A 13,342-nucleotide genomic window follows, 5' to 3' on the forward strand; every position below is an offset into this window, starting at 1 on the left:
CCGTCAGCGACCCTTGATCACCATCTGCGGCGCGGTTTCACCCAGCGCCTGCCAGTTCGGCCGGTACATCGACTCGACTTGCGGCGGCGGCACCCGGTAGGTCCCCGGAGTCACCGCCCGCGCCAGGTAAAGCAGGTGCGTGGTGCCGTAGCCGTCCAGGTTGAGCGCCGCGACATAACGATCGTCGCGGAACTCCTGGTGCTTGAGACTGGCGTTCTGCATCGATTCACGCCACTCCTTGACCTTGCTGCTGGCGTTTTCCAGGCTGGCAGCGCTTTGCGCCAGGTTCTGGTTTTCCAGCTCCAGGCCGGCCGGCAGCAAGTCCACCACCAGCGCATCCGGCACCCGTTGCTTGGCATTCACGGCGATGTGCACCAGCACCAGGTCACCGCTATTGAGTGCCTTGAGGTCCAGAGGCTGGCCGTTCATCCCCAGGTACTCGCGACGAATGCTCAGGTTTTCACCGCCAGGCAGCGGCGCCTGCGCGGGGTAGCCAGAGATCGTCAGCTGTTGATAGACCGGCTCGCTGCCCTGGTTGCGCAGGCTCATGTCCGACGACAATAACTGGCCTTCCAGGGCCAACGCCGGCTGCTCGTTGCTCAACGGGTATTCACCGCCACTGCCGTCGAGCACGACCTTCCAGGCAGTCTCGGGTTTGCCCAGCAGGCCGCGACCGGCGAGAAACAGCGCATTGCGTTCCTGGGTCGACAACCACGGGTTGCTGGCGAGCAGATCGGACAGCTCGAACAGCCGCTCCTCACGCTTGCCCTTGGCCAAGTCATTCTCTTCCAGCAAGGCCAGGATCATCGCCTGGTCGCGCAACGGGCTGCCGTAATCGGCCAGCCAGTCGTTGCCCTGGCGGGTGCTGGCCAGCCCGGCGAGCAAGGCCTGGTCGGCGCGCGGCTGATCGCCCATTTTCTGCAAAGCGATCGACAACTGCACCAGCGGCAGCCCGGAGCGGGAATCGCTGCGGCGCTCGAACAGGCTGCGTAGCGCACCCAACGGCGCCTGCTGACTGCGAGCCAGGACCAGGCCGGCATAGGCCTGCACCGCGAAGCGCGTGTGCTCGGCATTTTCGCTGTAGTCGACCTCAATCAGGTTGCGCTCCTGCAAGTAGCGCAACAGACGCTCGCTGGCCTTTTTCAGCGCCTCGGGCGGCACGGCATAACCCTGGTCCCGAGCGCGCAGCAGGAAGTCGGTGACGTAAGCCGTCAGCCAGTATTCCTCTTCACCGTCGGCGCCCCACAGGCCGAAGCTGCCGTTGTAGCGCTGCATGCCCAGCAGGCGTTCGATGCCCAACTCAATCTTGCGCTTGCGCGTCGCGTCCGGCTCGCCTTCCAGGCCCAGGCGCTTGAGGCTCGCGGCATCGGCATAGAGCGACGGATAGAGGCCGCTGGTGGTTTGCTCGGCACACCCATAGGGGTAGGCCTTGAGCGCGCGAATCTGCTCGCCCAGATTCAACGGTGGTCGGCTGGAAAGGCTGAGCAAGGCCTCGCGCCCGGCCGGTTCGAACTGCGCCAGCGCCCCTTCCGGCAAGCTCCATGGCTGGTCCTTGAGCACTGCGCGGTAATGCTTGAGCAAGGCCGGATAGGCCGGACGAATCCCGAGGGTCCATTCGCGACTGAAGGGCGGCAGGCTCTCGCCCGGCAGGTCGAGGCCATTGACCAGCACCTTGACTTTGCCTTGGCCAAATCCGCCGAGTGCGTGCACCGGAATCCGCAGCGTGGTGCGTTGGCCCTGAGTCAGTTGCACGCGTTGCGCGGTCTCATTGAGCAATGCCAACTGTCCTTCGCTACTCAGTTGCACCGTAAGCGTCTGCGCCTTGCCTGACAGGTTGGACAGGTCCAGGGCTAAGGTGGTCTGGTCGCCACCGGCGAGGAAGCGCGGGGCCGAGAGTTCGGCGATCAGCGGGGCGGCGACCACCGTCTTGCCTTCGGCCATGCCATAACGCTCATCGGTCCAGGCTTGCGCCATCAGCCGCAGCTCGCCATTGAAGTCCGGGATATCGACGCTGACTTCGCCCTCCCCCTGCTCATTCAAGGTCACCGGCGCGCTTTGCAGGGCGACGATGGTCACGCTGGTGTCCGGGCGCTTGCCGCCCTTGGCCAGCGCCGCGTCACCACCGAATGCCAGGCTCGCCAGGCGCCCTTGACCGGCTTCAATCAACTGCCCGTAGACGTCCAGTTGGTCGGCGCCGTAGGCCTTGCGCCCGAACAGGCTGGAGTACGGATCCGGCGTCGGGTATTCGGTAATATTGAGGATGCCGACATCGACTGCGGCCAGCAGCACGTGCACCTGTTTCGGCACGCTGCCGTCGGCGTTCTTCGCCTGGATCTGCACCTTCAGCGGCTGCTTGGGACGCATTTTTTCCGGCGCCGTGAGGCTCAGGCCGAGCTTGCGCTGGCTGCGTTCCAGCGGCAGGTGCAGCACCCCCACGGCACGCTTGGGCGTGACATTGGCCTTGCGTTCACCGGGACGAATGACCAGTGCGCTGACGTACAGGTCATGGCGCGCCCACTTCGGATCGAGCTTGATGACAAAGCTCTTGCCCTGCGCCGGGACGTCGATTTCCTGCCACCACAATGGGCCGTCCGCCGACTCCAGCAACAGGTAACCCTTGCCGGCAGCCGGTGGCGTCACCGTGACGCTGGCGGTATCGCCGTCACCATAAGCGGGTTTGTCCAGCGCCAGCTTGACCTGATCGGGACGCACCGCGCCGCCTTCGGCGTTGTCCTGGGCCCGGTAACCGGCCCAGAAGCGCACGCTGCTGATCACGCCGGTTTGCGGATCTTCGACCTCCACCCGATAAGGGCCCCACTCCACCGGGAAGCTAACCTTGGCGGTGTCGCCAGCCTTGATGCTGAGGGTTTGCTCGGCCTGGTTGAGGAACTTCTCGTTGAAGTGATAGCTCCAGCCGTCGTTATCCGAGTAGTTCCAGTAGTAGTCGCGACGCTCGCGGACCAGGCGCACCTTGAGGTTGTCGGCGGCCAACTTGTGGCCTTCCTTATCGGCCACCAGCAGCTCGAACTCGACCGGACCATCGCCATCGGTTTCTTCACCCTCGAACAGCCCGCGCAAGCCCGGCATGCGCTCGGCCGGCCACACCGGCTGAACCACACGGCGGGTGATCGGACGGCCGCCGGACTCCTGCAAACTGGCCTGGACAATCAACTGCAACGGCGACCTGGCTTCGGCCCATTTGCTATCCAGGGAGATCAACACCTCGCCCTGCGCATCCAGCGCGGTTTCTTCCAGCTCCAGGTCCTGGCTGAGCTCTTCCTCGGTGACCGAACCGAACTGATAGCCCGGCAGGCTTTTCACCGCTTCACGCAGGGGCCGCACGTAGACCTGGCCGCTCAGACGATTGCCGGCTGCCGGAGCGCCGTAAAGGTAACGGCCATTGACGCTGATTTGCGCGGTATCAGTCGGTTTGATTGGCGCATCATTACCCTTGAGTTCAAGGGCCAGGCGCTCGGGCAGAAAGTCTTCGACCAGAAATTCATAGAGCTGGGGCTTGCCGTCCCCCAGGTCGAACAGCAACTGCCAACGCCCGGTTGGCGCCTCGGCGGCCAGTTGCAGCGGGTATTGATAGAGTCCGGACGCATCGGCGTCCCAGACGAACTTGCGACTGACCTGCTCGTCTGGACGACGGACCTCGACACTCACCGGCTGCGGCTTCACCGCATTGCCGTCGGCGTCCCGCAGTAGCGCGTTAAGCAGCACGGTTTCACCGGGACGGTAGAGATCGCGCGGCCCAAACACAAAGAACTGCAAGGGGTGCGCCTGGGGCCCGGCGATATTGAACTCGGCCAGGTCCAGCGCCGCACTATTGAGGCGCAGCAGGCTGGTCTGCTCGCCCTGATGGGCCAGCAACACCTCGGCTTTTTTCGGCAGCGGCAATTGCGCATGACCGCCACTTTCAGTCTTGCCCTGGCCGACCACCCGACCTTCGGCGTCGAGCAGTTCGAGGCTGATGCCTTCCAGCGCCTTACCGCCTTCGAGCGCCTGGGTGAACACGTCGAGGCGGTTCTGGTAGCGGTGCGCCGACAGGCCGATGTCACTGAGGGTGAACAGGGTCGCCGGTTGCGAATAGTTGTAGGTGCCGGAAGCGCGCATCACTGCCAGGTACACGCCGGGCTGTTGCAACGGTTTGAGGCCGGCAATCGGCAGCAGCAGGGTTTCGCGAGTATTGCGCGCCGGATTGAGGTCGAAACGGCCACCGTAGACCAGCTCGGCCATCGGCAGCAATTCACGGGATTCATAGCTCTGCAGGCTGTTGCTGCGTCCCCATTGGGCGAGGAAGGCCGGCAGCGCTTCGGACTTAATGCGGAAGAATTCGACATCGATCTTGTCGACATTCAACGCGATCACCGGCAAGCCTTCGGCGAGGCGAGTCGGCAGCAAGGTGCCACGACTGGCGAAACCGACGGTCGGTTGCAGGTCGCGGGTTTCCAGGCGGCTGACGTATTCGGCGGCGAGCTTGCTGTCGTTGACCGCCACCAGCCCGGCATCCACGGTCAGCACCAGCTTGCGCTGCGGCTCGAGGTGGCGCAGGCGCAGCTCCATGAGGTTATCGGACAGTTCCCAGGCACCGTCGACCTTGCCGCTTTTGCTGTCGACCAGGTGCAATTTTTCGGCGAACTTCTGCTGTGGGTCCAGCGGCACCGAGAAACTCACCGACAGGGTGCTGGCACCGTCGACCTGGATTTCCGAGACATCCACCACGCTCAGCTCGCGGCCGGCGTAGCGCTGTTTCAAGGTCGCGACGTCTTGCACCACAGGCGCCTTGGGCACGCTGGCGGCTGCCGGCGCAGTGGCGCTGGCCGTGGTTTTTTCGGAAGTCGACGAATCGCAGGCGCTAAGCAAGGCCAGCGCACAGACCAGGAACAATCCTTTGTTAAGCATGGGGCACTCGATGGCAGAAGTATCGAAGGGTTGAACTATAGCCCAAGCACCTGTCGGGCTGGACTGATTGACCGACGTTTGGCCGATTGGTTCTCGGCGCCGGTTCTGCCGCTACAATGGCCGCTCTCGCAAGGAGCCTGCATGTCCACGCTGATCACCGACTGGCGCGATCGCCCAACCCACCGCCGGGTCTGGGCGCTCGCCGCGCCCATGATTCTCTCGAATATTTCCGTGCCCCTGGTAGCGCTGGTCGACAGCACCGTGATCGGTCACCTGCCCCACGCCCATCAACTGGGCGCCGTCGCCGTGGGCGCCAGCCTTTACACCTTCCTGGCCTGGGCCATGGGCTTCCTGCGCATGGGCTCCACCGGCTTCGCCGCCCAGGCCGCCGGGCGTGGCGACGGTGCGGCACTGCGGCAGATTCTGTTGCAAGGGCTGTTGCTGGCGCTGGGCCTGGCGCTCGCCCTTGGCATCGTCGGCGTGCCCTTGAGCGGGGTGGCTCTGCACTTCATGCAGCCGTCGGTCGAACTCGAACAGCTGACCCGGGACTTTTTCCACACCCGGCTCTTTGGTCTGCCGGCGGCACTGGCCAGTTATGCCTTGGTCGGCTGGTTCCTCGGCACCCAGAATGCCCGCGCGCCCTTGGCCATCCTGCTGACCACCAACCTGGTGAACATCGCTCTCAACCTGTGGTTCGTGATCGGCCTGGACTGGGGCGTGGTGGGCTCGGCCCGTGCTTCGGTGATTGCCGAGTGGACCGGCGCGCTGCTCGGCCTGGCGCTCACTCGCGGCGCCTTGCGCGCCTACCCCGGGCACATCGCGTGGGCCGCCCTGGCGCTTTGGCACAACTGGCGACCACTGCTGGCGGTCAATCGCGACATATTCATTCGCAGCCTGGCCCTGCAATCGGTGTTCTTCATGATTACCGTGCAAGGCGCACGGCTCGGTGATGCCACAGTGGCCGCCAACGCCCTGCTGCTCAACGGCCTGTTGCTCACGGCGCACGCCCTGGATGGCCTGGCCCATGCGGTCGAGGCATTGTGCGGGCACGCCATTGGCGCCGGTGATCGCCAGGCGCTCCGCCGTTCAATGGTGGTGTCGTGCGGCTGGTCGTTGCTCGCCAGCACCGGCTTTGCCCTGCTGTTTTTGTGCGCCGGGCACCTGTTCATCGATATGCAGACGGACATCCAGAACGTGCGCGACACCGCCTACCACTATTTACCGTACCTGGCGGCGCTGCCATTGATTGCGGTCTGGAGTTACCTGCTCGATGGCCTGTTCATCGGCGCAACCCGGGCGCGGGAAATGCGTAACGGCATGCTGTTGACCGTGATCATCGCCGCACCGTTTGCGTGGTTGCTGCAAGGGTGGGGTAACCATGGCTTGTGGCTGGCGTTTCTGCTGTTCATGGTGCTGCGCAGCGTGACGCTCGGCGTGATCGCCTGGCAGCTGCGCAGTCAGGACAGGTGGTTTACCGCTCAAAAATGATCGTTGCGCCAGTGTTGGCGCAGGCTGTCGAGGCGTTCCTGCTGTGTCCGCCCGGACTGCGTCGGCAGCAAGGTGGCAGTGGGGTGTTGCAAGCGCAGGCGCAGCCAGCCGTCCAGCACGGCGGGCTGGGTGAAGCCCTGCTCAAGACCTTCCTGGAGATTGGCCCAGATCACCTCGTAGTCTCGTTCGGTGGAGCGACTCCAGAACCATGCATGCCGCTCGAGCATGCACGCCTGCAACCGTCCCTGCTGGTGCAGGCTTAGGTAGTCGTCAACCGCCAGCGGCTCCACGGCCAGGTGCGGATTGACCAATTGCTGCCAGCCCAGGCTGCCCAGCGCCCGGTCGGCCCAGGTCCCACCGTACCAGTACAGCCGATCAATCGGACCTAACCAACGACTCAGCTCACGGGCATCGCAGGCATCGAAAAAATAGCTGGCGGTACAGGGGTTGTAGTAGTTCAGCAGGCCTTTGTAATGCAGGCCGAAAGTGACCGTCAGCATGCGTCGCAAATGCTTGAGCAGACTCGGCGTTGAAACGTCAGCCTGCAACAGCAGACCCGCCCATTCCCCTGGCTGCTCATGAACACATTGCGCCAGCTGCGAATGGGGCAAGAGCTCGACCAACTGCGGACCGTCCTCGCGTAACGGGTGCAAGTCAGTGCTGGCAAACACGGCATGTGCTGCGGCGGGGGCAAATTGCTGCAGCTTTTCTTTCATGGGCGGCGCCCCCGGTACATCCAATATTATCCACTGAGCCGTACGGGCCACATTCATGCCGCACCACTCAAGCCAGGCCCCACGACCATTCGGCAAGCACAGGCACCCTGCCGGCAATGACTGAAGCTGCCGCCACCCGGTATCAGGCACAACAGGGTCAATGGCTGACTGTCCTGAACCTGCTTGAGCCAGTCGTGGTGCTCCTGCTCCGTACCCTCCCCGGCTTCGGCAACGGCGTCGAGGGGCGCAGCCTGCAAGTGGATGCTGGGACTTGAGAGGATCACCTGCGCTGGCTCAAAGCGTACCTCGCTGCTACCGAGCCTGAATTGTTCCTGCAGGGCCGGCCCGGCGCCCACCACCTCGACCTGCGGTGCTTGCGCCATGAAGGCGGCACGGCTGATCTGCAGGTGCAATAGCGGCGCCTCTGGCGCTGACCGGTTGTCGAGGGGATAGGTCGGCGAGCGGAATATCCCGCTGATCACTGGCCGGTCCGGATCGCCCTCGATGAAACTCACGCACAGCTCGGCGCCGACCATCAGGCCAGCAAGCGCTTGCGCACTGAATCGCTCGGAGATTGGCAGCCAACAGTGGCTGGGAGCACTCCCTTCACCCTGATACAGCCAATCGAATTGCACCGCGACCCTTTGCCGCGAATCACGGTGAGCGCCATCTATGCTGACCACCCTCCCACGCTGTACGCCGGTCATCTGTGGTTTCTGCAACGCCTGCGTCGGCGCCAGCGAAGCCCCCCAAGGGCGCAGCCACAGCTGATTGTGATACGGCACTGGCGACGCTCGCGTGCCGGCATGCTCGACTCGGCTGATCAACCACTGGCCATGGCTGGCAGCGTCGGCGTACCCCGAAACCAGCAGATGCCCTCCCGCCCGGACAGCGGCCTCTTCGGTTCGCGCCCGCGCCCCGCCCCCCAGCCCTTCGACATGCACCTCAAAATGGCTGACGGCATGGCTTGCCTCACCGTCGATCCACAGGCTGTCGGCCGCACAGTCCTCGGGCCAGCTGTCGATCAAGACCAGGCAGTGGGTGTCACGCCGATGGTGAAAGTGATAGCGAATTCCGTGTTGCTCGCAAAGGCGCTGGAAGAACCCCAGGTCCGTTTCACGGTACTGAGTGCATAGCTCCAGCGTCGGATAATTGCCCTGCAACTCGAACCGACAAAGGTTTGCGCCAATCCCATGCTCCTTCAGGACCTGCGTCAGAATCTGCGGCACCGTGCACTCACTGAATAGCCGTTGATTACTGCGTCGGGCCAGGCATGCCAGCCTGGGCCCCAGGGACAAACGCCAGAGTCCGGGCGTCGACGGATCGTGCAAGGGGACCAGGTCTTGAATGAGTCCATGGATACCGCCCCCCGCCGCGCCAAAACTGAAATAGGCCGTACGAAACAGCAAGCTGCCGGTGTCCAGCAGGCAATCGTCCAGGTGCAGATCCAGCAGAAACTCAAAAGGTTGGTTGATGGCTTCGTTGCCGGTGAAGGACAGGACGGGAAGAGGTTTGGCGTGGCCCGTCAGCTCCAGGTGAAATGACGGCTCGTGAAGGGGATCGAACATCGGCTTTTCTCTACAGGAGGGGCGGGCCGGGGATTCTCGCTGAGAGACATGGCCGAGTAGAGTACCGAAATACAACTTGGGAAAAGGACTACGCGAAATAAAGATGCAGCATCGTTGAAAGTGCTGCAGCTTGGAAAAGCACTGCAAGAAATCAGAAAAGCCTTACCGAACTATCCGAATCACCCGTAGGACGCGGGATATTTTCAGACAGCCCGGTAGCAGCCGTTCGTTACCTCAAGAAGACAGATAAGACGAGCGAGTCAGACCCAGGCGCAACGCATCGAGGTACTGGGTACGCTCCGTAGCGCTGATCCGCGCACTGGCAACCTTGTCGCGGTAATGGGTCATCAACTCTTCCGGCGACAAGTGCACGTAGCGCAGCATGTCTTCGATGGTGTCGTGGGTTTCGATACCCGCGTGATACACACTGCCATCGGCGTTCTGGTAGATGTTCACCGAGTCGGTGTCACCAAACAGGTTGTGCATATCGCCAAGGATTTCCTGATAAGCGCCGACCAGGAAGATCCCCAGCAGGTAATCCTCACCGTCCTTCAGGGCGTGTACCGGCAGGCTGGTCTCGATGCTCTGCTCGTCGACGTACTGCTTGATCTTGCCGTCGGAGTCGCAGGTCAGGTCTTGCAGCACGGCGCGACGCAGCGGCTCTTCGTCGAGGCGGTGCAACGGCAGGATCGGCAGAACCTGGCCGATGGCCCAGGTGTCCGGCAGGCTCTGGAACACCGAGAAGTTGCAGATGTACTTGTCGGCCAGCTTGTCGTTGAGCTCGTCCAGCACCTGGCGATGGGAGCGCTGACGGGCTTTCAGGGAGTTGTGCAGACGGCGGCAAACGGCGAAGTAGCACTGCTCGGCCAGGGCTTTTTCCGCCAGGGTCAGCTTGCCATCGGCGTACTGCGCGGCGACGTCGCTCATGTAGTGAGTGGCGCGCCAGTAGGTTTCGGTGACCATTTCAATGTCGGTCGGCCCCAGCAGGTCCACCAGCCATTGCACGGTTTCCGGCAGGGCTTCCTTGTTCTCGATCTGCGGCACGTCGTCGTTGTGTTTTTCGACGTCGGTGACCTGTACCACCAGCATGGCGTGGTGAGCGGTCAGGGAACGGCCACTCTCGGAGAAGATGTTCGGATGCGGCAGGCTCTGCGCGTCGCAGAATTCCTTGAGCATGCCGACCACGACACCGGCGTAATCGTCCATGTCGTAGTTGATCGAGCTGGCGTTGCGCGAGTGCGTGCCATCGTAGTCAACACCCAGACCACCACCGACGTCGATGTGATCGACCGGCAGGCCGAGGTTGCGCAGTTCGCCGTAGTAGCGGATCGCTTCCTTGAAGCCGTGCTGGTAGTCCGCCAGGTTGGCGATCTGCGAGCCCATGTGGAAGTGCAGCAGGCGGATGCCCTGATCCAGGCCGGCGCCACGGAAACGCTCGACCACCGACAGCAATTGCGCGGCGGACAAACCGAACTTGGATTTCTCGCCACCGGTATCGGCCCACTTGCTCGATGCCAGGGACGACAGGCGCACGCGCAGGCCGACCTGCGGTTTGACCTTGAGCGAGGCGGCTTCTTCGATCACCAGGCCGACTTCGGATTCTTTCTCGATCACGATGAACACGTTGTGACCCAGCTTCTGGCCCATCAGCGCCAGGCGGATGAACTCACGGTCCTTATAACCGTTGCAGACGATGGTGCCGCCCTTCGGCGCCAAGGCCAGGACCGCCAGCAGCTCCGGCTTGGAACCGGCTTCCAGGCCAATGGAGACGTTCTGCGTGGCGATGATGTTCTCAATCACCGCTTCCTGCTGGTTGACCTTGATCGGGTACAGCGCGGTGTATTTGCTCTGGTACTCGAGACGCTCGATGTTGGCGTCGAACGCGCCCGTCAGCTGACGCACGCGGTCTTGCAGGATGTCCGGAAAGCGAACCAGCAATGGCAAGGACAGGCCGCTCTTGCGCAGCTGGTCGACTTGCTCGAACAGGTCGATAGGCGAGCTGTTCGGACCGTTCGGACGAACTTCGACGCGACCGGCGTCATTGATCGCGAAATACCCGGCCCCCCAATGGCGAATCCCGTAAACACTGCGGCTGTCCGCAACTGTCCATTGGCTGCCATCGTCTTTGCGTGTGCGTCGTACGGACATTGAAGTCCCCTATAAATGAAGTCGAAGAGCGCCATCCGGGTTGAGGGCTGGCGCATTCTAAGGAATGAAAATGACGATTAGCCTGCATGCAAGGTCCATAGACCCCACAAGCAGCGCTGAGTTTAGAAACCGGTCAGAACAGGCTCTGTGAAAACCATGGGGACGACATTGAACCTGGCGTGTGGCAGGTGAATATCAAGTCGGGGTGGTCTTCACAGAGGCTGCTAGCCGCCGGACTTCTTCGCTTTGAAACCGTGTCGGGTCAGTTCAGCCAAGAGTAGCTCGACATGATCGCCCTGGATTTCGATGACCCCGTCTTTCAACGCACCACCGGTGCCACAGCGCTTCTTCAGCGTCGTCGCCAGTTCCTTGAGCGCGTCTTCCGCCAACGGCACGCCGCTGATGGTGGTCACGGTCTTACCGCCACGGCCCTTGCTTTCGCGGCGCACGCGCGCGATGCCGTCGCCGGCCGGGATGACGGTTTGTTTGCAGATGCAGGCTGCCACCGGCTGACTACAGTCCGGGCAATGTCGACCTGCGTCGGTGGAAAATACCAGGCCACCTAGGGCGGCGAAGGATGCGGCTTTTTTGGCCACCGGCAATCCTCTTGGGAGGACAAAGACTGGTCGCAGCAACGTTGCCACGTGCTATCGACCGCGAAGCCCCACTCAGGCAGGGGCAGCGCTACTGGACCGGATTACCTCGCTCCTATAAAAAAGACGGGCAATCCGGTCCAGCTTTAAAAGGTCGCGCAGTGTAACGGCAAAAAGCCTACTTGCTAAGAGCCAATCGGCGCCAATTTATAGCTCTTTTGCGACGTCGCCCCCACGCGAGCGCAGATAGCGCTTCAACGCTGCCAAAGAGTCCGGGCAATAAGGCTTTTGCTGGATTTCCACCAGCACCTGCTCGATAGGCATAAAGCGCGCCTGCAGCACTTCCTCGGGCTGCAGTTTCAACGGTCCGTCCCAGACCGCAGAGAACGCCGAACACCACAGACGGTTGCCGGTATCTTCGAAATAGAAGTGGTCATGGGCGGTCAGTTCGACCCCGCTCACGCCCAACTCCTCCGCCAACTCCCGGGCCGCCGACTCGGCGTAGCTTTCGCCGGCGCCGACCATGCCGCCCGCCGCCACATCCCAAAAACCCGGATAAATCGCCTTGCTGAACGTGCGCTGGTGCACGCACAACTCGCCGGCCGAATTGAACAGCATGATGTAGGTGCCCCGGCCAATCAGCCCGCGCTCGCGCAACTCCGAGCGCACCAGCGAGCCGAGCAGGTTGTCCTGATCGTCGACCCAGGCGATTTGTTCGGCGTCGGAGGCCGCACGGTGGGCGGCCTCACGGGATTGATCGACCATCACTTAGCCCTGGTTGAGCAGTTGGCGCAGATCGATCACCGCTGCGTTGGCTCGCGAGATGTAGTTGGCCATGACCAGTGAGTGGTTGGCCAATGGACCGAAACCGCTGCCGTTGAGGATCATCGGGCTCCATACCGGCTCTTGCGAGGCCTCCAGCTCACGAATGATCTGACGCACGCTGACGGTGGCGTTCTTCTTGGCCAGGACGTCGGCAAAGTCGACTTCGATGGCGCGCAGCAGGTGGGACAGAGCCCAAGCCTGGCCACGGGCTTCGTAGAACACGTTGTCGATTTGCATCCACGGTGTTTCGACCACTTCTTCATCGACCTGCGGAACCTGGCCCGGCGCGATGACTTCGGTTTTCAGCGCGGTGTTGAGCTTGACCCGGCCTACACTGGCCGACAGTCGCTGGGACAGGGAGCCGAGACGTGTACCGACATCACCCAGCCAGTTGTTCAGGTTGTCGGCGCGCGCATAGAACAGTGCGTTTTTCTGCGACGGATCCGACAGGCGCGCCTGATAACGACTCAGAGAGTTGATGCCTTCCTGGTATTCCGACTCACTGGACGGCAGCACCCAGCTCTTGTTGTCGAAGTTGAAACGTGGCTCGGCCTTGGCCAGGTCGGCATCTTCCGCCGACTGCGACTGCGAGCGAGCGAAGTCCTTGCGCAGGGCACGGGTCAGGTCACGCACCTGCACCAGTACGCCGTATTCCCAGCTCGGCATGTTGTCCATCCACAGGCCCGGCGGGAACCGGTCGTTGGAAATATAGCCGCCCGGCTTGTTCAGCAGGGTGCCCGCGACCGTTTTCAGGGTTTCCACAGTGGTGTAGCCGACGACCATCTGTTTGCCGTCTTTTTCGGCGGCAACTTGCGCGTTCTGCTGGACCGGGAACAGCGCCGGCTCTTCGCTCCAGTACCAACCCAGGGCGATGGTTACCAGCAAGTACAAGCCAATCAGGGTGGCCAGGGCGCGGCTGAACAGCAGACCGCCAACGTAGCTGCGGGTGGCCGATTTGGGTTCGGCGGCACGTTCAGGCGCGCTGCCTGCGCGGTTCTTCCAGTCCAGCATGGCGATATCCTTTCAATCACTTGAGTTCATCGATTTCGACCACAACCCGACTCCATCGTGCCTTGGCTGCGCGGATTAATCCTACAAG

Annotated in this window: 8 protein-coding genes; 1 reads left to right on the plus strand and 7 read right to left on the minus strand. The window is 62.5% G+C overall.

From position 1 onward, the window contains the following. Window positions 1-3 precede the first annotated feature (3 nt). A complete protein-coding gene (locus NR126_RS25325; protein ID WP_256832203.1) occupies window positions 4-4,905 on the minus strand; it encodes an alpha-2-macroglobulin in 4,902 nt (1,633 codons plus the stop codon). Between the two features lie 141 nt (window positions 4,906-5,046). Between NR126_RS25325 and NR126_RS25330 the strand changes: the two genes are divergently transcribed. Beyond that, window positions 5,047-6,393, plus strand: coding sequence for an MATE family efflux transporter (locus NR126_RS25330; protein WP_027617627.1), 1,347 nt, complete (start codon window positions 5,047-5,049; stop codon window positions 6,391-6,393). On the opposite strand, the gene NR126_RS25335 is transcribed toward NR126_RS25330, so the two are convergent. The 6 genes from NR126_RS25335 to NR126_RS25360 all read right to left on the minus strand — a co-directional run bounded on the left by NR126_RS25335 (window position 6,384) and on the right by NR126_RS25360 (window position 13,254). Continuing rightward, complete coding sequence (locus tag NR126_RS25335) at window positions 6,384-7,166, minus strand: DUF4123 domain-containing protein (protein ID WP_105753964.1); 783 nt, start codon at window positions 7,164-7,166, stop codon at window positions 6,384-6,386. The genes NR126_RS25330 and NR126_RS25335 overlap by 10 nt on opposite strands. Then, window positions 7,163-8,677 carry a contractile injection system protein, VgrG/Pvc8 family gene (locus NR126_RS25340; protein WP_256832204.1) on the minus strand — a complete coding sequence of 505 codons (1,515 nt, stop codon included), beginning with the start codon at window positions 8,675-8,677 and terminating at the stop codon, window positions 7,163-7,165. Before NR126_RS25340 ends, NR126_RS25335 begins: the two co-directional genes overlap by 4 nt. Before the next feature lie 234 nt (window positions 8,678-8,911). Beyond that, on the minus strand, window positions 8,912-10,825 hold the full coding sequence (gene speA / locus NR126_RS25345) for an arginine decarboxylase (RefSeq protein WP_027617624.1): 1,914 nt from the start codon (window positions 10,823-10,825) through the stop codon (window positions 8,912-8,914). 224 nt (window positions 10,826-11,049) lie between these two features. Next, the gene (locus tag NR126_RS25350; protein WP_027617623.1) at window positions 11,050-11,421 is read right to left on the minus strand and encodes a translation initiation factor Sui1; all 372 of its coding nucleotides are present in this window, start codon (window positions 11,419-11,421) and stop codon (window positions 11,050-11,052) included. Window positions 11,422-11,625: 204 nt separating this feature from the next. Next, on the minus strand, window positions 11,626-12,183 hold the full coding sequence (locus tag NR126_RS25355; RefSeq protein WP_027617622.1) for an NUDIX hydrolase: 558 nt from the start codon (window positions 12,181-12,183) through the stop codon (window positions 11,626-11,628). A 3-nt stretch (window positions 12,184-12,186) separates the two neighbouring features. Beyond that, the gene (locus tag NR126_RS25360) at window positions 12,187-13,254 is read right to left on the minus strand and encodes a DUF2333 family protein (protein ID WP_027617621.1); all 1,068 of its coding nucleotides are present in this window, start codon (window positions 13,252-13,254) and stop codon (window positions 12,187-12,189) included. Between the last annotated feature and the right edge of the window lie 88 nt (window positions 13,255-13,342).

This window comes from Pseudomonas sp. Pse1 (genome assembly GCF_024519635.1).
GTDB lineage: Bacteria > Pseudomonadota > Gammaproteobacteria > Pseudomonadales > Pseudomonadaceae > Aquipseudomonas.